Origin of the sequence: Phenylobacterium sp. J367, assembly GCF_024699985.1 — a bacterium.
Taxonomy (GTDB): domain Bacteria; phylum Pseudomonadota; class Alphaproteobacteria; order Caulobacterales; family Caulobacteraceae; genus Phenylobacterium.
On record NZ_JAJONA010000001.1, the window covers coordinates 1,162,760 to 1,182,194 of the forward strand.

The window sequence follows — 19,435 nt, forward strand, 5'->3', positions numbered from 1 at the left end:
GTGCGGCTCCTCGCCTTCGGCGACAGCTTCGTCCTGGGCCAGGGCGATCCCGACCACCTGGGCTGGATCGGCCGTGCGCTCCTGGGCCGCAGCGAGGTGACGCTCTACAACCTCGGCGTCCGGGGCGACACCAGTGCGGACATCGTACGCCGCTGGCGGGCGGAGGCCGAGGCGCGCCTTCGTCCGGGCGAATGCGCCTTCGTCTTCTCGTTCGGGGCCAACGACAGCGCGCTGGAGGGCGGGTCTCCCCGCGTGGCGCCGGCGCAGACGCTGCTCAATGCGCGCAGCCTGCTGACCGAGGCCGGGAAGCTCGGCCCGGTCCTGCTGGTCGGGCCGCCGCCCATGCCCGATCCCGGGATCTGCGCCCGGCTGGAGGCCCTCAACGAGCACCTCAAGGCCCTGGCCGGACGGCTGCAGGTTCCCTTCATCGACGTCTTCCGGCCGCTGTTCGCCGACGGCCTCTGGAACCGCGAAGCCGAGACGATCGACGGCGCGCATCCGGGGGCCGGCGGCTACGGGCGGATGGCCGATCTGGTCGCCGCGCACCCGGCCTGGCGGACGTTCACCGGGATGTCTTAGATTCAGCCGGCGCGGCATTGACCCCGGGAGCCTGCTCCCGTATATCCGCGCCTCCAATTTGCCCGCCCGGCCCTCCGCCGGGCGCGATCCGTATTGAAGAGCATTTAGAATGGCCAACACGCCCGGCGCCAAGAAGGCGGTTCGCAAGATCGCCCGTCGCACCGAAGTCAACACCGCCCGCCGTTCGCGCGTGCGCACCTACCTCCGCAAGTTCCAGGAGGCCCTGACCTCGGGCGACAAGACCGCGGCGACCGCGGCCTTCGTGAAGGCCCAGTCGGAGCTGATGCGCGCCGTCACCAAGGGCGTCGTGCACAAGAACACCGGCTCGCGGAAGGTCTCGCGCCTCGCCGCCCAGCTGAAGAAGCTGTCGGCCTAAGGCCACGCTTCCGGGCCGGGCGGAGAACCCTCCGCACGGCCCACTTTTCCGATGGGAATTCCCTTCAGCAGCGCTCCTTAGGAGCGCTGCTTTTTCGTGCGCAAAAGTTGGTCGGCTATGCGACTCCTGCGGCAGATTTGCACAAGCCGGTGGGGCCAAAATCGCGTTTCCCTAGGCCGTTCAGGGGGTCTCCGGGAGTCAACGAAAATATCGCTAGAAACCGCGAAGAATCGCCGTTGACCCCCGTCTGACCCCGACTAATCTCAAAGTTCTTACAGGCGTCTTCCACTCGATCTCGGGCTAATCGGGACGCCGGCGGAGCTCATGCATTCGCCGGGTAAGAGCTTGTGCGTGTTGAAGAAATGGGCCGGCCAAGGCGTGGGGCCAAGGCCGAGAGGGCGGGGTTTCGTGAGGATGATGAACGGGGGGGGTTGCGGGAGCTATGGCTGAGGCCCCGGTCGGTGCGGTTTGGTCCAAGACCTGCCAAGTCCTGAAGCGTGAATTGGGTGAAGCGACCTTCGGCTCGTGGCTGGGCCAGGCTGCGCTTCGCGAGACCGGGGACGAAGTGTGCCTTGTGGCTGCGACCGGCGTGGCGCGGGACTGGATCCGCCGCCATGCGTGGCGGCGTATCGGCGAACTGTGGGCGCAGAACGACCCGCTCGGCCGGAGGCTCGACCTGAAGTCCCGCATGGAAATGGATTCCGCCGGCGCGGTCTCGCCCCCGCCGGCCGTGACGCCGGTGGCGGCCAATGCGCCGTCCGCCGCGCCGGAGGTGTTCGAGGTCGACGCCCCGGTTCCCCAGGTCGCCGCCAAGCAGGGCCGCATGCAGGGCCTGCAGGAGCGCTTCTCGTTCGAGAGCTTTGTGCCCGGCCCGGCCAATGAGTTCGCCTTCGCCGTCGCCCGCCGTGTGGCGTCCTGGGCCGACGGCCATTTCAACCCGGTCGTCTTCCATGGCCCCTACGGCTTCGGGAAGACCCACCTGCTGAACGCGCTCGCCTGGGAAGCCATGCGCAGCGATCCCAGCAAGCGGGTCGTCTACCTGACGGCCGAGCGGTTCACGACGACCTTCGTGAAGGCCCTGCAGGACAGGCAGACCCAGGCCTTCAAGGACGAACTGCGCAACGCCGACCTGCTGCTGATCGACGATGTCCACTTCGTCGCCGGCAAGCCGACCACCCAGGAGGAGCTGTTTCACACCCTGATTGCCCTCGTCGAGGACGGCCGCCGGGTGGTGATGACCGCCGACCGCTCGCCCAACGAGCTGGCCGAGATGGAGCCCCGGCTCCGCTCGCACCTGCAGGCCGGCTTGGTCTGCGGCATCGAGCCGGCCGACCGGTCGCTGCGCATGGGCATCCTCGAGCGTAAGCTCGCGACCCTGGCCCAGCAGGGCAGGTTCGTGCCGTCCGCGCGCCCCGAGGTGCTGCAGTTCCTCGCCGACCGCTTCACCGACAGCGTGCGGGAGCTGGAAGGCGCCCTGAACACCCTGGTGGCCCGCGTGGGGGCCGACGTAGCGCGCCTGACGCTCGACGAGGCCCAGTCGATCCTTAGGCCCCACCTGTCCTGCAACGAGCGCAAGGTCACGGTGGACATGATCCAGAAGGCCGTCGCCGAGCACTACAACCTGAAGCAGGCCGACCTGATCAGCGAGCGCCGGGCCCGCGCAGTCGCCCGCCCGCGCCAGGTGGCCATGTGGCTGGCCAAGCAGATCACCACCCGGTCGCTGCCGGACATCGGCCGCCGGTTCGGCGGGCGCGACCACACCACCGTCCTGCACGCCGTGCGTCGCATCGAGGCGCTGAAGGCCGAGGACGCGGCGATCGCCCGCGACCTTGACGTCCTGCTGCGCAAAGCTGCGCGGCTAGAGTTCAGCTTCGAGGAGAGACGAGGCTTGGGAGGCCCGCCGGCGACGGCGGGCCTTCTTCCTTTGAGCCCGTCTCGCAGGGCGTCTGGTCCCAGCGGAACGCCGGGCCGCAACCGGGTCAGCCGGCGCGAGGATCGCCCGCTCGGTCGCGGCCGCCGAAGCCGCGCCACTCCACCCAGTCGCCGTAAGGATGGCAGGTCGCCAGCACCGCGCTCTCGCCCTCTGGCCAACGGGTGCAGCGCAGCTGGACTTCGCGGCGATCCGCCGTCCACTCGAGACCGATCTCGACGAGGGGACGCTCGGCCGTCGCGCCGGCGCCGGCCGCCGCGATCATGGTGGCGATGTCCCGCCGATCCCGTTCACCCAGGTACTGCAGGAACATCGTGTGGACCACGGCCCGGCAAACACCTTCCGGCTGGCGATCGGCCAGCCGTTGGGCGAGCCATAGCCTGGCGTCCCCCTTGTGCACCCGGGGAGGATGCGCGACGGCGATCTCCAGGGCCGCCTCCAGCCGCTGCGAGCGGGCAGGTTGGTCGGCCCAGGTGAAGGACAGCAGCCGTTCGCGATGCGAAGGATCATCCGCGCTCAACGGACTGAGATCCACCCCTCGCGCGGCGGCGATCGCCACGGGCGCCATGGGCGGGTCCTCGCCGCGCCACTCGGGCCGGATTCGCACGGCCGAGGAGATGTCGCCCGCCCTCACGCCGCCCAGGTGGTAGGCGTAGCGGCCAAGGTTCAGATTGAGCCCGCAGCTGGCGCCGAGCTCTAGGAGCTCGAAAGGCATGGGCCGCAGCTCGGCGATCGCCATCAGCGCCGAGATGATCGCCGCACCGCGGGCGACCTCGTTGGTCTGCGTCGGATAGCGCATCCAGTCGGCGATGAAGGCGTCTTCCTGCGCCAAGGCCTCGGCGATCGAGCCATCGAAGTCGTCGTGCTCGCCGCGATAGAGGTCGGTCAGATGCTGAAGGTTTCCCCGTCGGGCGAGGGCGTGGAGCGCGCCGTTGACGCGCAGCGCCACAGCCGCGGCGGCCGGATCGCCCGTCCAGGTGCGCACCATCTCGCAGGTCCGAGGAGCAAGTGATAGCTGGCGGTGGACAGCTTCCAGCACCGACGCGACGAACGACGAGCCTGTCGAGCGGCAGTTTTCGGCCTGACGCACAAACGCATGACTAGCGTCAGACCTCGCAAGCATCTTCATCAAGCTACATTCCGAACGAGCACCGCGTCCCATGAATTGGGAGAGGTCGATTGTAGTCTCGCAGGGTGGAGCGGGGGCCTGAGTAACGGCTGACAATAGTCTCGCCCTGCGGTGGGGCACTGAACGCCGGCGGCCCTTAAGGTGATCTAAATCGCGGATAGTCCCGACAGAGACTATTTGTCGCGCCTGGGAGGTGCAGGGGCCGAAACGCCATTAATTCGTAGGCAATCAACGTTATCTAGCTCTGGTCATCGGCTGCAGGAGCCAGGTTCAGCGCGTTCGGTGACTATACCGGACGGGTCGAATGTCGCTTCCCGCGCTGCGAGATACTAGATCGTATGCTAATGGAATGATGATGGCTGCAATGAATATTCCGAAAAAGCTTAGCTTGGCATTCGTTTGCATCTGCGTGTCCGCAGCGGTCATGATGGTCGTCCTGCTGGCGACCATTCTGATGATCCGCGCTTCGACGGAGAGCAATAACCGCAGCCAGGCCATCCACGCAGACGCGCTCGCGCTCGAGACCGCGATCCTGCGGCAGAACAGTCAGTTCCGCGGCTATCTGGTCACGGGCGATAAGAGCTACCTGAAGTCCTACTATGAGGGTCGCGACGAGTACGACGAGGTCTCGCAAAGACTGAAGTCGACCCTCAGCGACCCCGCCATGCTCCAGCACATCGAGCATTCTCGCGTTGCCACGCTCGCTTGGCGCAAGGACTGGGGCGATCGGCTGATCGAGGTCGTCAAGGCCGGACAGCGCGATGCAGCCCAGCAGGAGGTTCGTGACGCGGGCAAGAGGGTGTTGGTGAGCGACGCCGTGCTGCCGCTCCGCGAGATCCGCGATGTTCAAGTGGAGAAGATCGCCGAGAACGGCGCGCGCCAACAGACCGCGATCATCACGGCCGTCGCCGCGCTCGTGATCGGCGGGATCGCCCTGATCGCGATCGCCATGTTCCTGTCGCGCATGCTGAGCCGCTCCATCGCAAGGCCCATCACCACCCTCACCGGGGCGATGAATCAACTGGCCGCGGGGGACAATGAGATCGCCGTCGACTCGGAGCGCGCCGACGAATTGGGCGACATGGCCCGCGCCGTCCTCGTCTTCCGCGACGCGGCGATCGCCAAGGCGGAAGCCGATCGCGCCAAGGCGGCCGCAGACGAGGCCAAGGCCGAGGCTGACCGCCAGAAGCTGGGCGCCGAGGCGGCGCAGCGGCGGGTGGTGGAGACCCTGGACACCGCGTTGGCCGCCCTGGCCTCGGGCGACCTGACCCACACGATCACCACGCCATTCGAACCGGAGTACGAACGCCTTCGGCAATCCTTCAACAGCGCCGTCGAAGGGCTCGAAGAGAGCATTTCCGGCGTCGCCCGCTCGGCCAAGACCGTGCATTCGGGAGCGGCCGACATCTACGCCGCGTCCGAGGACCTCTCACGCCGCACCGAGCAGCAGGCCTCGCGCCTGCAGGAGACCAGCGCCGCCACGCAGCAGGTCAGCGCGATGGTGGGCGAAACCGCCCAGCGGGCGTCCGATGCGAGGACAGCGATCGAGGTCGCCAACGGCAACGCCATGGACGGCGGCGCGATCGTCACCCAGGCCATCACGGCGATGGACGCCATCCAGACGAGCTCGGAAGAAATCAGTCAGATCATCAGCCTGATCGACGCCATCACCTTCCAGACCAACCTGCTCGCGCTGAACGCCGGGGTGGAGGCCGCCCGGGCCGGGGACGCCGGCAAGGGCTTCGCCGTCGTCGCCTCGGAAGTCCGCGCGCTCGCCCAGCGCTCCTCGGACGCGGCGCGCGACATCAAGGCGCTCATAAGCACATCCTCGGAGCAGGTGCAGAGCGGCGTGAGCCGCGTCGGCGACACCGGTCAGATGCTCACCCTCATCGGAACGAAGATCGGCGACACCAACACGCTGATCAACGAAATCGCGCAGAGCACCGAAACCCAGGCCGACAACCTGAAGCAGGTGAGCAGCGCTGTCGCCAGTATGGACAGCATGACCCAGCAGAATGCGGCGATGGTCCGGGAAGCGACCGCGGCCGCGCGAAGCCTGGCCACGGAAGCCGATGAACTGGCGACCCTGGTCGCCCGCTTCCGGCTGCGCCAGGCGGACAGCAGCCCCGTGACGGACCTCGGGTCCGAGGTCGTCCCGTTGAAGGCGGCCGGCGCCGGCGGGCGCTAACCCGCACCCCGGCACTCTCCACAGCATCTTCGGCAGGCAGCGCGCCGCCCTCATCAGGGCGGCGCGCTTTTGTTTACGCGCGTCGCCCGCATCGGGACGAAGCGTGCCCTCACCTGAGGGTGCGCAGTAATGGAATGAGCGGAATTATGTGCCGAGCAAGTATTCACGACATAATGTCGCACTTTGGACCGCCTGTACACCCATCTGTATTTACGCATTAGCTATACTCGACACCGCATTATGATGTCCGACACTCCACATTACACAGGATCCACAAGAGCTCCTCGCATGACACGCCTCTTCCTCACCACGGCCATTGCGCCGCTGCTGCTGTTTTCGCCGGCGATGGCCGAAACGCCGAACGCCACCGCCGCCGAGGTGGCCAAGCCTTCCGCGGACAAGGCGGTTCAGAGCGTCGGCGCAAAGGCCAGCGGCGAGGCGGTCTTCTCGACCGGCGTCGCGAAAGGCCGCGACCGGCTGGACAGCGCGACGTCCACGAGCGCGCTGCGCGCGTCGGACGCGGAGACCTTCGGCGCCCGCTCGCTGGGCGAGGTCCTGCGGAACATCCCCGGGATCCGCGTCGAATATGCCGGCGGCGAAGGCAACGCGAACTACTCGATCCGCGGCCTGCCCCTTTCCGGCACCGGTTCGAAGTTCATGCAGCTCCAGGAAGACGGCCTGCCGGTCCTCGAGTTTGGGGACATGTCGCAGTTCACCTCCGACATGTTCATGCGCAGCGACCTCAATCTCTCGCAGATCGAGGCGATCCGCGGCGGTTCGGCCTCGACGTTCGCGTCGAACTCGCCGGGCGGCGTGATCAACCTGATCTCCAAGACGGGCGACGCCGAAGGCGGCGCCATCCAGGGCACGTATGGCCTCGACTATGACGAGAAGCGGGTTGATGCGGCCTACGGCCATAAGCTCACCGACACGCTTCGCTTCCACGTCGGGGGGCTTCTATCGCGAAGGCGAAGGTCCGCGGGACGTCGGCTATACCGCGTACAAGGGCGGTCAGATCAAGGCCAACCTGACGAAGCAGCTCGATAACGGCTTCGTGCGCATCTACGGCAAGTGGCTGGATGATCGTACGCCGTCATACCAGTTCGTGCCGATCCGTGTGACCGGGTCAAACTCCGACCCGACGTTCGAGAGCCCGGCCAACTTCAACCTGAAGTCCGACTCGCTCCTGTCGCCGAACAACAGCGGAATCCTGACGCTCGGCCGCGACAACAGCATCACCACCGAGGACATCCGCGAGGGCCAGCACGCCATCGTGAAGTCCGTGGGCCTCGAGGGCCAGTTCGATGTCAGCGGCTGGACGATCAGCGAAAAGTTCCGCTTCGCCGCGATCTCCGGCGGCCACATGAACATCAGGCCGATCGCGGTGGCGCCGGCGGCGGCGCTCGCGTTCGCCTACGGCGGCCCCGGCGGCACGCTCAGCTACGCCACGGGCCCCCAGGCTGGCCAGGCCATACCCAGTCCGTCCGCCCTGAACGGGAACGGTCTGCTCACCTCGAACGTCCTGATCGACACCGATCTCGACAGCCTGGACAACCTGACCAACGACCTGCGCGCCAGCCGGGTCTGGAAGGTCGGCGGCGGCAATCTGACGACGACGGCCGGCCTCTACATGTCGTCCCAGGACTACAACGCCTTCTGGTCGTTCCTGAACGTGCTGACCGATGTCCGCGGCGACGGCGACTCGGCGCTGATCGACGTGAAGACCGCGGCCGGCGTTCCGACCACCCAGGGCGGCTATCTGTCCTACGGGATCGGCGGCGGGCTCTATCACCGCAGCTACGACGTCAACTACGGCGTCACCGCCCCCTATGCGTCCATCAACTACCACCTCGGCAAGGTCGCGGTGGGCGGCAGCCTCCGCTACGACATGGGCGATGTGAAGGGCACGCTGTACGGGTCTGAGCTCGGCGGCGGGCGCGTGGGCGTCACCACGGTCGACATGAACGGCAACGGCCAGATCTCGCTGCCCGAGACCAAGGTCGCGACGCTGCCGCTCGGTGCGCCGGGCCGCGTGGACTATGACTACAAGTACCTCAGCTATTCTGCCGGCGTGAACTATCGCATCGCCGAGCAGCTCGCGGTGTTCGGTCGCTACAGCCGCGGCGGTCGCGCCTCGGCCGACAAGATCCTCTTCACGCCGGCGGTGGACTACAACACCGGCAAGCTGGTCGACAACGACAGCGCCTACGATACGGTGAAGCAGGCCGAGCTCGGCCTGAAGTACCGGATCTCGGGCCTCACCGTGAACGTGACCGGCTTCTCGGCCAAGACCGGCGAACAGAACGTCCAGGTCAACAGCGCGCCTGACGGCTCGATCCGCGTCGAGAACATCATCCGGGGCTACGAAGCCAAGGGCGTGGAGCTCGAGGCGGCGGTTCGCCACGGTCCGTTCAGCGTCAGCGGCGGGGCGACCTACACGGACGCCAAGATCGCCAGCGACGCGACCCGCGCCGAGCTGGTCGGCAACAAGCCGCGCCACCAGGCCGATCTGATCTTCGCCGTGACCCCGCAGGTCGACCTGAAGTATGCGACCTTCGGCGCGAACGTGATCGGCACGACCAGCAGCTACGCCCAGGACACGAACCAGCTGAAGCTGCCCGGCTACACCCTGGTCAACGCGTTCCTGCAGATCCGCCCGACGGAGCGGGTGCAGCTGATGCTGAACGTCAACAACCTGTTCAACAAGCTCGCCCTGGCGGACGTCGAACAGGCCAGCATCCCGGCGAGCGGCGTGGTCCTCGGCCGCGCCTATAGCGGGCGCACCGCGTCGGCGACCCTGCGCTACGCCTTCTAGTCGGAAGCGACACCTCAAAGAGAGACGGGAGGCCCGCCGGCGACGGCGGGCCTCTTCTCGTTTGGCGTCAGTGCCCGCCCTCAACCCAGGGAACGCCAGCCCGCACCAGTTCCTCGAAGAGCGCCGCCTCCAGCTCCAGGGCTTCCCAGGCGCGCAGCGGATTGAGGTGTGCGGTGAGCTCCGGAAGCAGGGTCACGCCGAACCGCGCCACGTAGCGGCTCGCCTTGTAGCCGCTCTTGTGCTGGTCGAACCGCAGGTCCGGATCCCGCGAGGTCTGGCCGACGTAGAGCCCGTGGCGGCACACCCGACGGCGATCCTCCAGCAGGACGACATAGAGCGCGTGCTTCGCCCCCCGGCGGCCCCGCGTCGTGGCCTGCAGGCCCAGCGCCGCGCGCCGGGCAGCGGCCATCCAGGGCAGGCGATCGGCAGGGTCCGTCACGCGCCCAGTTTCGCGGGGCCGCTCGTCGCCGCAACGAAAAAGGGCGGCCGGATCGCTCCGGCCGCCCTGATCTTTCGAGCCTTGAGAGGCGCGACGCTTAGGCGTCGGCGGTCTCTTCGGCCTTCTCGTTCTTCGACAGGTCCTCGCCGGTCTCCTGGTCGACGACCTTCATGGAGAGGCGGGTCTTGCCGCGGTCGTCGAAGCCCAGGAGCTTGACCTTCACGGTCTGGCCTTCCTGCAGCACGTCCGAGACCTTGTTCACACGCTCGCTGGAGATCTGGCTCACGTGAACCAGGCCGTCCTTGGCGCCGAAGAAGTTCACGAAGGCGCCGAAGTCGACGATCTTCACGACCTTGCCGTTGTAGATCTGGCCCACTTCCGGCTCGGAAGCGATGGACTTGATCCACTCCTTGGCGGCCTCGATCTTCGAGGCCTCGGCGGCCGCGATCTTGATCGTGCCGTCTTCGCCGATGTCGATCTTGGCGCCGGTCTTCTCGACGATCTCGCGGATCACCTTGCCGCCCGAGCCGATCACTTCCCGGATCTTGTCGACCGGGATCTTGATGGTCTCGATCTTCGGCGCGAACTCGCCCAGTTCGGCGCGGGGCGCCTCCATGGCCTTGTTCATCTCTTCGAGGATGTGCTCACGACCGCCCTTCGCCTGTTCGAGGGCCTTCTTCATGATCTCCTCGGTGATGCCGGCGATCTTGATGTCCATCTGCAGGGAGGTGATCCCGTCAGCGGTGCCGGCGACCTTGAAGTCCATGTCGCCCAGGTGATCTTCGTCACCCAGGATGTCGGAGAGCACGGCGAAGCCGTCGGACTCGAGGATCAGGCCCATGGCGATGCCGGAGACCGGCTTCGTCAGGGGCACGCCCGCGTCCATCAGGGCCAGCGATGAACCGCAGACCGAGGCCATCGAGGACGAGCCGTTGGACTCGAAGATCTCGGAGACCAGGCGGATCGTGTAGGGGAACTCCTCGGCGCTCGGCAGCATCGGGCGGATCGCCCGCCACGCCAGCTTGCCGTGGCCGACTTCACGACGGCCCGGCGCGCCCATGCGGCCGGTCTCGCCCACCGAGAACGGCGGGAAGTTGTAGTGCAGCATGAACTTCTCGAAGTACTTGCCTTCGAGGGCGTCGATCAGCTGCTCGTCATCGCCGGTGCCGAGGGTGGCCACGACCAGCGCCTGGGTCTCGCCGCGGGTGAACAGCGCCGAGCCGTGGGCCCGGGGCAGCACGCCCACTTCCGAGACGATCTGCCGGACCTGGTCGACCGAACGGCCGTCGATCCGCTTGCCGGTGTCGAGGATCGCGCGGCGGACGATGTCGGCCTCGAGCTCCTTGAAGACGCCGCCCAGCTTGTTGCTGTCATAGCCGTCCGGATTGGCGTCCGACTTGGCGAAGGTGGACATCGCCTTGTCCTTGGCCGCGCTCAGCGCCGCGTGACGGTCGGACTTCTTGGTCAATTCGTAGGCGGCGCGCAGGTCGGCTCCGATCGCGGCCTTGACCTTTTCCTTGATGGCGTCGGTGTCGTCCGGCTGGAAGTCGAACGGCTCCTTGGCCGCGTGCTCGGCGAGCTCGATGATCGCGTCGATCACCGGCTGCATGCCCTTGTGGGCGAAGGTCACGCCGCCCAGGACTTCCGCTTCGGACAGTTCCTGGATCTCGGACTCGACCATCATCACCGCGTCGTGCGTGCCCGCGACGACGAGGTCCATCTTGCTTTCCTTCATCTCGTCGAGAGTCGGGTTCAGCACGTATTCGCCGTCGATGAAGCCCACGCGGGCGGCGCCGATCGGGCCCATGAACGGAGCGCCGGACAGCACCAGGGCGGCGGACGCGCCGACCATGGCGACGATGTCGGGATCGTTCTCGAGGTCGTGGGCGAGCACGGTCGTGACCACCTGGACCTCATTCTTGAAGCCCTTCACGAACAGCGGACGGATCGGACGGTCGATCAGGCGGCTGGTGAGGGTTTCCTTCTGCGAGGGCGCGCCCTCGCGGCGGGGGAAGCTGCCCGGGATCTTGCCCGCGGCGTAGAACTTCTCCTGATAGTTCACGGTCAGCGGGAAGAAGTCCTGGCCCGGCTTGGGCGACTTCGCGAACACCGCCGTGGCGAGCACCATGGTCTCGCCGTAGGTGACCAGGACGGCGCCGTCGGCCTGACGGGCCATGCGGCCGGTTTCGAGCGTGAGCGTCTTGCCGCCCCACTCGATGGTCTTGCGTTTGATATCGAACATTTTCGCTTCTTTCTCGTCCCGCGGGCGTATTCCCAGGCGGGGGCGGACAGGGATCGGCTTTCCGAAATCCTCTCCATTCGAACAGGCGGGGTGAGGATTTCTGTCGAACCCTCGGCGTGTGTGGAGTCCCGACGGGGTCTCCGGGGCCGCATCGGGTCCCCCGGCCTGTTGCGGAGGAGCGGCGTAGCTTCTTAAGACCCGCCTGCCCGGTTTTCACAACCGGGCGGCGGGCAACTTGGCGTGAACCTAGCGGCGCAGGCCCAGGGTCTCGATCAGCTTCTGATAGCGAGCCGCGTCGGACTTCTTCAGGTGATCCAGGAGCGACCGGCGCGCGGAGACGAGCTTCAGGAGCCCGCGGCGCGAGTGGTTGTCCTTCTTGTGCGTCTTGAAGTGCTCGGTGAGGTTCGCGATCCGTTCGGACATGATCGCCACCTGGACTTCGGCGCTGCCCGTGTCCGCTTCACCGCGGGCATGGGTCTTGATGACTTCGGCTTTGCGTTCGGCCGTAATCGACATCGGGTTAGTCTCCGCTCTTTTCAAGATGGAAGACCCGCGAGGGTTCGAGCCGGCCCGCGCGCATCTCGCAGAGGGCGACGACCGAACCGTCCCGCATGGCTGAAACGGTGCGCGAGCCCGGCTTGAGCCCGGCTTTCACCGCTTCGACCTGTCGGGGAACGAGAACGATCGACCGTCCCTGCTTCAGCTTGAAGGCGTCTTCATCGGTCACGGCCAGCGCCGGGATGTCGTCCAGCGCGGTCTCGACCGGAAGCAATGCCTCCAGCTGGCGGGCCTTATGCCCTAAATCCTCAAGCAATTCCAGCGTTACCGCGGACTGCTCGGTAAACGGCCCCACGCGCGTCCGGCGCAGCTCGCTGACATGCCCGCAGGCCCCCAGCGCATCGGCGATGTCGCGGACGAGCGCACGGACATAGGTGCCCTTGCCGCACTCGATCTCGAGCGTCACGTGATCGGCGTTCTGGGCGTCGGCGACGCGGGCCGAGTGGATCGTCACCGGACGGGCCTTCAACTCCACGGTCTCGCCTGCCCGGGCCAGGTCGTAGGCGCGCTCGCCGTCCACCTTGATGGCCGAATAGGCCGGCGGGATCTGGCTGATCTCGCCGACGAACCGCGGCAGGACGGCCTCGACCTGGGCCAGCGTCGGCCGCACGTCGGAAGAGGCGATCGTCTCGCCTTCACGGTCGTAGGTGGCGGTCGTCCGCCCCCAGGCGATGGTGAAGCGGTAGGCCTTGTCGGCGTCCATCATGAACGGGACCGTCTTGGTCGCCTCGCCGAGCGCGATCGGCAGCACCCCGGTGGCCAGCGGATCGAGGGTGCCGGCGTGACCGGCCTTCTGGGCGTTGAAGATCCGCCGGATGCGGCCGACCGCGTGGGTGGACGTGAGGTCGTAGGGGCTTGTCCAGGCACACCCAGCCGGAGACCGCGTCTCCCCTTGCGGCGTCGCGCCATCAGTCCTCGTCCTTCCAGGAGTCCGACGGCGGCTGCGGCCGGAGATCCTGGGCGACGCGCGGATCGGCGAACAGGCGGTTCATCCGGGCGGCCTCGTTGAAGCTCTCGTCGTGGAGGAAGCGCAGGTCCGGCGTGAACTTCATGTCGATGTGCTTGCCGAGGCGGCCGCGCAGGAACTTGGCGTGACGGTTCAGGCCGGCGACCACCTCCTCCGCATGGCCGCCGCCCAGCGGCTCGACGAACACCGTGGCGTGGCGCAGGTCCGGGCTCATGCGGATCTCGGTGACGGTCACCGAGACGCCTTCAAGGGCGCTGTCGGTGATGTCCTCCTCGCGCAGGACCTCGACCAGGGCGTGTCGCATGAGTTCGCCGGCGCGCAGCTGGCGCTGGGTCGGCCCCTGGGGCGCCCCTTTGTTGTGATGGGAATGACGGGACATTTTCGTAGCCTTCTGGGACCTGGGGCGCGGATCGGACGCCTCCCGCAGGGGAAGGGCGGGCTTCTAGTCGCGCGACGCCGCGAAGTCCAGCGCCGAGGTCACACCGCGGCGGTGCGCGACTTGAAGAAGGCGATCACCCGCTGCTCGGCGCGCTTGGTCTCGCCGTCCTCGCGCAGGTTGATGGTCAGGACCGAGTGCGGGTGGGGGAGGCCGCCGCCGGGCCTCGCCTCCGCGGGGTCGATGTCCCACCGCTCGAACCGGTCGCCGAACTCGGCCTCGTAACGGTCGAAGCGTTCGCGCGGCACGACGGGGTCGCCCTCGAAGCGCAGGCCGATGGCGTTGAGATCTTCCTCCGCGAACCGCCGCCGCGCGCAGGCGATCTCGGCGGCGGAGAGGTCGATGGACCGGGCGCGCTTTGCCTTGCCCGGCAGGATCGGCAGCGGCAGCGAAGGCTGGGAGACCACCGGCGCGACCACCGCCGGCTCGGTCATCATGGCGAGCGCGAAGCCGCCGGTGAAGCACATGCCGACCGCGCCGACCCCGCGCCCACCGCACTCCGCATGGGCCTTGCGGGCCAGCGCGCGCAGCCACTCGACGATCGGGCTGGAGCGGTCGGTCGCCCAGACGTCGAACTCGCGGCGGATGCAGATGCCCTTCAGGATCTCCCGGGCCCCGTAGCCGGGGGTCACCGAACGGCCAGGCTCGCCGAACAGGCTCGGACAGAAGACCGTCAGGCCGGCTTCGGCCACGCGGTCGGCGAAGCGGATCACGTCCGGATGCAGGCCGGGCATCTCGTGGATCACGATCACCGCCGGACCCGCGCCACGCCGGTAGACCGGTCGTGTCCACCTGCCGGCGCTGAACTCGGACTTCTCGTACGCCGCCAGCGCCGCTTCGTAGGTCAAGGCCGCCTCCCGTCCCGGCGGCAGCCTAGCGCCTAGATCTTCAGTTCCGAAAGGCCGCCTTCGAAACCGGTGAGCTTCCAGGTTCCATCGACCTTGGTGAAGGTCAGGAGGCAGGCGCCCTGCTTCTCCCGGGTCGCGCAGACCCGGCCGTCGGGAAGGGTCTTCAGAGACTGGGAGATCAGGATCGGACCGGGGATCTTGGTCTGAGGCGTGTAGCCATAGTGCTCGGCGACGAGGCGGAAGACCCGGGGCTGAACCAGGGTCTCGCCGGCGAGCTCCGCCAGACCCGGCGCGAGCACCGCGGCGAGCCCGCCGAAGCGCTCGTCCTTCCTGCCCTCGGCCACCAGCCTTGCCTGGATCTCGGTCTTCAGCGCCTGGCGGTCCACATGGGCGTCGAAGGCGGCCTGGTCGTTGTCGCGGATGGAAAGCAGCAGCGCGTGCACGTCGTTGGCTGCATCGAGCTTCTGGCCGGTGGCGCAGGCGGTCAGGGCGAGCGCGGCGAGCCCCAGGACTGCGAGACGGGGGACGGCGAGACGCATGCGGGCGGGCTCCGGTTGGACTTGCCGCCTAGATAGTCGAGAAAGGGGGCGAGTTCACGGCCTGACGCGGAGCGCCCGTGCCCGATCCCATCCTCGAGACCGAGCGGCTGGTCTTCCATCCCTTCACGCCGGATGACTACCCTCTGCTGGCCGAGCTGCACGCCGATCCGGAGGTGCAGCGGTATATCGGAGGCGCCTGGACGCGCGAGGCGATCCAGGGGCGGCTCGACGCCTACGTCGCCGAGCAGGCGCGGTACGGCTTCTCGAAGTGGAAGGTGTTCCTCAGGGACGGGACCTTCGTCGGCCGGTGCGGCGTGTCGCTCTGGTCCAGGAACGGCGGGTTCGAGATCGGCTACAGCCTGCGCCGGGCGGCCTGGGGACAGGGGTTGGCGACGGAGGCGGCGAAGGCGGTTCGCGACCGGTTCTGGCAGCTCAGCGACGCCGGCCATCTGAACGGCTTCACCGCGGTGGAGAACCTGCCGTCACGGCGTGTCCTTGAGCGGATCGGCATGCGCCACACCGGCGACGAGGATCTCGGCCTCGGCGGGATGAGCGCGCTCTACGTCCTGGAGCGGCCCTGAAAAGCAGAGGCCCCGGATCGCTCCGGGGCCTCGAACGTCTTGGCGGTGGCGCGGGCCCTAGAGGCTGCGCTTGACCTCTTCGAGCGTGAAGCACTCGATGGTGTCGCCGACCTTGATGTCCTGGAAGCCGAAGTGCATGCCGCACTCCTGGCCCGCGTTGACCTCGTTGACCTCGTCCTTGAAGCGCTTGAGCGTCTGCAGGGTGCCGAGTTCGAGGACCACCACGTCCTGACGGATGATCCGGACGCGGGCGCCCTTGCGGACCACGCCTTCGGTGACCCGGCAACCGGCCACGCGGCCCACCTTGGTGATGTCGAAGACCTGCAGGACTTCGGCGTTGCCGAGGAAGGTTTCGCGCTGGATCGGCGCCAGCATGCCCGAGAGCACGCCTTTGATGTCGTCGATCAGGTCGTAGATGATCGCGTAGTAGCGGATCTCGACGCCTTCGCGTTCGGCCAGCGCCTGCGCCTGCTTGGAGGCGCGGACGTTGAAGCCGATGATCGGCGAGCCGGCGCCCTTGGCCAGCATGACGTCGCTTTCGCTGATCGCGCCAGCGCCCGACAGGATGATCCGCGCGCGGACCTCGTCGGTGGCGAGCTTGTCCAGCGAACCCACGATGGCTTCCGCCGAACCCTGCACGTCCGCCTTGATGACCAGCGGCAGCTCGGAGACCTTCTTGTCGGCGAGCCTCGCCATCATGTCGGCCAGCGACGCGCCGGCGACCGGCGAGCCGGACTTCTCGCGCTTCACGCGGACGCGGTAGGCGGTCAGCTCGCGGGCGCGGGCCTCGTTCTCCACCACGGCGAAGGGTTCGCCAGGCGCCGGCGTGCCATCGAGGCCAAGGACCTCCACCGGCACCGACGGACCCGCCGAGTCGAGCTGTTCGCCGCGCTCATTGAGCAGCGCACGGACCCGGCCGAAGGTGTCGCCGGCCACGACGATGTCGCCGCGCTTCAGCGTGCCGCGCTTCACGAGCACGGTGGACACCGCGCCGCGACCGCGGTCGAGCTTGGCCTCGATCACCACCCCGTCGGCCGTCCGGTCCGGATTGGCCTTCAGGTCGAGCACCTCGGCCTGCAGCAGAATGGCTTCGATCAGGTCGTCGAGGCCCAGCTTCTGGGTCGCGGAGACCTCGATCGCCTGGGTGTCGCCACCGAGGCTTTCGACGACGATCTCGTGCTGCAGCAGCTCGTTGATCACCCGGGTGGGATCGGCTCCCGGCTTATCGATCTTGTTGATCGCCACGATGATCGGCGCGCCGGCCGAGCGGGCGTGGTTGATGGCTTCGACGGTCTGCGGCATCACGCCGTCGTCCGCCGCGACCACCAGGACCACGATGTCGGTGACGTTGGCGCCGCGCATCCGCATCGCCGAGAAGGCGGCGTGGCCGGGCGTGTCCAGGAAGGTCACGGCCTGACCGTTTTCCAGCCGCACCTGATAGGCGCCGATGTGCTGGGTGATGCCGCCGTGCTCGCCGGCCACCACGTCGGTGGAACGGAGCGCGTCGAGCAGCGAGGTCTTGCCGTGGTCGACGTGGCCCATGACGGTGACCACCGGGGGCCGCGGCTCCAGGTGATCGTCGATGTCCTCGGCGCCGATGAAGCCTTCTTCGACGTCGGCTTCGGAAACACGCTTCACGGTATGGCCGAATTCGGTGGCCACCAGTTCGGCGGTGTCGTTGTCGATGACGTCGTTGATCTTGAGCATCACGCCCTGACGCATCAGGAACTTGATGACCTCGACCCCGCGGGTCGCCATCCGGTTGGCGAGCTCGCCCACGGTGATGACGTCGGGGATGACCACTTCACGGGCGATCCGGGCCTGTTCCTGGACGCCGCCCTTGCGCTTCTCACGCTCGCGTTCGCGGGCGCGGCGCACCGAGGCCAGCGAGCGCATCCGCTCGGCGCCGTCGGCGTCCCCGGCCACGGTCTGGATGGTCAGGCGGCCTTCGCGGCGCGTCGGCGCACCCTTGGCGCGGCTGATGGCGCCCTTCCCGGGATCGCTGGCGCGGCGGCGATCGTCGTCGTCGCGGCGATCGATGACCGAGCCGCCCGGACGCGGCGCCTGGCGGGCGGCGCGCTGGACTTCCGGCGTGGCCGGCGGCGCGTTCGGCGCGACGCGCGGACCGCGAGGACCGCCCGGGCCGCCGGGGCCACGGGGCGCGCCCGGAGCCGGACGCGGGGCGAGCGCCGAATAGCGGACGGTGCCGCCTTCGGGACGCGGCGCGCGGTCGTCACGCGGCGGGCGATCGGCGCCCTGACGCGGCGGACCACGGTCATCGCGCGGCGGCCGGGGGCCGTCGTTGCGCGGCGCGCGCTGGCCGAAATTGGCGTTCTCGAAGCGGCCGGCAGGGCGCTCGGGACGGTAGGTGGTGGTGCTCGGCCGGTCGTCGCGGCGGTCCGGCGACGGCTGGTAGGTGCGGGTCTGGCCGCCCGCGTGGCGCGCGCCGTCGGCGGACGGACGCGGCGCGGAAGGCGGCGCGGCGGCCTGCGGCGGCGGCGCGGCCGGAGCCCGGGCGACCGGGGCCTGGGGCCGGAGGCGGCGTCACGGGAGCCTGGGCGACCGGCGCCGGCGCGGCCGGAGTTGGCTCCGTCGGAACAGTGGCGGCAGGGGGCGCAGCCGCGGGCGGCGCGGCGGGCGCCGGGGGCGGGGCCTGTTCGGCGGCGCGGGCGCGGGCGGCGGCTTCCTGCTCGGCGCGGGCCTGGTCCTCGCGGGCGCGGCGCTCGGCGTCCTGGGCGGCCTGCTGCTGGCGGGCGAGTTCGATGGCGCGGGCGCGGGCGGCGCGCTCCTCGGCGGAAAGGCCGTCGCCGGCGCCGCCGGCGGGAGCCGCCGGGCGCGGTGCGGACGGACCGCCCGACTGCGGCGGGCGGGTGTCGAAGACCCGCTTCTCGGCCGAAGACGGTGCGGCCAGGTTGCCGCTCGCCGGCGCATGGGTGCGCGGGCGCTTGGTCTCGACGACCACCGTCTTGGAACGGCCGTGGCTGAAGCTCTGCTTCACCGTGCCGGCGCTGACCGATCCGGCCCCACGGGGCTTGAGGGTCAGGGGCTGGCGTCCGCCGGGGGGCGGAGTTGCGGCCGTTGTTGTTCTCGTCGCTCATGCGCTCGCTTTACTCATCGGCCGGCGGATCCGGCCCATCGGATAATCGAATAGAGGCGCCCGGGGTCCCGAAAGACCCCGTTCGCCTCAAGGCTCCTCGCGCCAACTCTCAGGAAGGAGCGGGCTGAAACCCGCCAGCCGGTCGACGTCCTGCGTCCACCGGTCGGCGGCTCGCCCCGCAAGGAAGGCGGTGTGTATCACATTCTCCAGCCCCAAGGCCAAACCCAATTCGGACGCCGTGAAGACGCCGAGGATGCGGGGCGGTCGGGACTGCTTGCGGGCCTGGGCCGAGAGCTTCCGCCGGCCGTCGGCGGCGCCGTCGGACGCCTCGATCAGCCACGCGGTCTTGCCCGCGACGATCGCGGCCGAAACCTTTTCGAAGCCCGATGTAAGGTCGCCGGCCTTCCGTGCAAGGCCGAGCGACGACAAAACCCGCCGCCGCAGCAGGGCTTCGACCTGCTGGGCGAGGTCCGCCGGGGCCTGGAGCTTCGCCTTGGCGGCCCGCGAGAACAGCCCCTTTTTCGCGGCGGTCTCGACGGAGGCGCGGTCGGCCGCGACCCAGAGGCCGCGGCCCGGCAGCTTGCGGGCCAGGTCCGGGACGACGGTCCCGTCCGGCCCGGCCACGAAGCGGATCAGGCGCGCCTCCTCCATCACCTCGCCGGAGACGATGTCCCGCCGCTCACGGGCGGCTTCGGCTAGCGTGGCGGGGGG

Annotated in this window: 11 protein-coding genes and 5 pseudogenes; 6 read left to right on the forward strand and 10 right to left on the reverse strand. The window is 68.5% G+C overall.

Translation table 11 applies throughout. The features are described 5' to 3' along the window. From LRS04_RS06345 to dnaA, 3 genes and pseudogenes are all read left to right on the forward strand, one after another. On the forward strand, window positions 1-579 hold the full coding sequence (locus LRS04_RS06345; RefSeq protein WP_257815645.1) for a GDSL-type esterase/lipase family protein: 579 nt from the start codon (window positions 1-3) through the stop codon (window positions 577-579). A 109-nt stretch (window positions 580-688) separates the two neighbouring features. Further along, entirely contained in the window at window positions 689-955 is a 267-nt protein-coding gene (gene rpsT / locus LRS04_RS06350) for a 30S ribosomal protein S20 (protein ID WP_257815646.1), read from the forward strand. Window positions 956-1,397: 442 nt separating this feature from the next. Beyond that, a pseudogene (gene dnaA / locus LRS04_RS06355) lies at window positions 1,398-2,813 on the forward strand (chromosomal replication initiator protein DnaA); the annotation flags it as partial. A gap of 121 nt (window positions 2,814-2,934) precedes the next feature. Here the strand turns inward: dnaA and LRS04_RS06360 are convergent. Further along, on the reverse strand, window positions 2,935-4,014 hold the full coding sequence (locus tag LRS04_RS06360) for a DUF2332 domain-containing protein (RefSeq protein ID WP_257815647.1): 1,080 nt from the start codon (window positions 4,012-4,014) through the stop codon (window positions 2,935-2,937). 304 nt (window positions 4,015-4,318) lie between these two features. Between LRS04_RS06360 and LRS04_RS06365 the strand changes: the two genes are divergently transcribed. After that, complete coding sequence (locus LRS04_RS06365; RefSeq protein ID WP_374574887.1) at window positions 4,319-6,202, forward strand: methyl-accepting chemotaxis protein; 1,884 nt, start codon at window positions 4,319-4,321, stop codon at window positions 6,200-6,202. 288 nt (window positions 6,203-6,490) lie between these two features. Further along, window positions 6,491-9,017, forward strand: a pseudogene (locus LRS04_RS06370) (TonB-dependent receptor). A gap of 67 nt (window positions 9,018-9,084) precedes the next feature. On the opposite strand, the gene LRS04_RS06375 reads toward LRS04_RS06370, so the two are convergent. From LRS04_RS06375 to LRS04_RS06405, 7 genes and pseudogenes are all read right to left on the reverse strand, one after another. Continuing rightward, window positions 9,085-9,456: a hypothetical protein gene (locus tag LRS04_RS06375; protein WP_257815648.1), complete on the reverse strand. Its 372-nt coding sequence runs from the start codon at window positions 9,454-9,456 to the stop codon at window positions 9,085-9,087. A gap of 97 nt (window positions 9,457-9,553) precedes the next feature. Then, the gene (gene pnp, locus LRS04_RS06380) at window positions 9,554-11,698 is read right to left on the reverse strand and encodes a polyribonucleotide nucleotidyltransferase (protein WP_257815649.1); all 2,145 of its coding nucleotides are present in this window, start codon (window positions 11,696-11,698) and stop codon (window positions 9,554-9,556) included. 246 nt (window positions 11,699-11,944) lie between these two features. After that, on the reverse strand, window positions 11,945-12,214 hold the full coding sequence (gene rpsO, locus LRS04_RS06385) for a 30S ribosomal protein S15 (protein WP_257815650.1): 270 nt from the start codon (window positions 12,212-12,214) through the stop codon (window positions 11,945-11,947). 4 nt (window positions 12,215-12,218) lie between these two features. After that, window positions 12,219-13,165: pseudogene (gene truB, locus LRS04_RS06390) on the reverse strand (tRNA pseudouridine(55) synthase TruB). Next, window positions 13,165-13,602: a 30S ribosome-binding factor RbfA gene (gene rbfA / locus LRS04_RS06395; RefSeq protein WP_257815651.1), complete on the reverse strand. Its 438-nt coding sequence runs from the start codon at window positions 13,600-13,602 to the stop codon at window positions 13,165-13,167. Before rbfA ends, truB begins: the two are co-directional and overlap by 1 nt. Before the next feature lie 98 nt (window positions 13,603-13,700). Beyond that, window positions 13,701-14,507, reverse strand: a complete 807-nt coding sequence (locus LRS04_RS06400) for a dienelactone hydrolase family protein (protein ID WP_257815652.1) — start codon at window positions 14,505-14,507, stop codon at window positions 13,701-13,703. Window positions 14,508-14,539: 32 nt separating this feature from the next. Continuing rightward, window positions 14,540-15,046, reverse strand: coding sequence for a DUF2939 domain-containing protein (locus LRS04_RS06405; RefSeq protein WP_257815653.1), 507 nt, complete (start codon window positions 15,044-15,046; stop codon window positions 14,540-14,542). 77 nt (window positions 15,047-15,123) lie between these two features. On the opposite strand from LRS04_RS06405, the gene LRS04_RS06410 reads away from it, so the two are divergent. Next, the gene (locus LRS04_RS06410; protein ID WP_257815654.1) at window positions 15,124-15,627 is read left to right on the forward strand and encodes a GNAT family N-acetyltransferase; all 504 of its coding nucleotides are present in this window, start codon (window positions 15,124-15,126) and stop codon (window positions 15,625-15,627) included. A 57-nt stretch (window positions 15,628-15,684) separates the two neighbouring features. Here LRS04_RS06410 and infB read toward each other — a convergent pair. After that, window positions 15,685-18,725 (reverse strand): annotated as a pseudogene (infB, locus tag LRS04_RS06415) (translation initiation factor IF-2). An 86-nt stretch (window positions 18,726-18,811) separates the two neighbouring features. Continuing rightward, window positions 18,812-19,432, reverse strand: a pseudogene (locus LRS04_RS06420) (RNA-binding protein); the annotation flags it as partial. Between the last annotated feature and the right edge of the window lie 3 nt (window positions 19,433-19,435).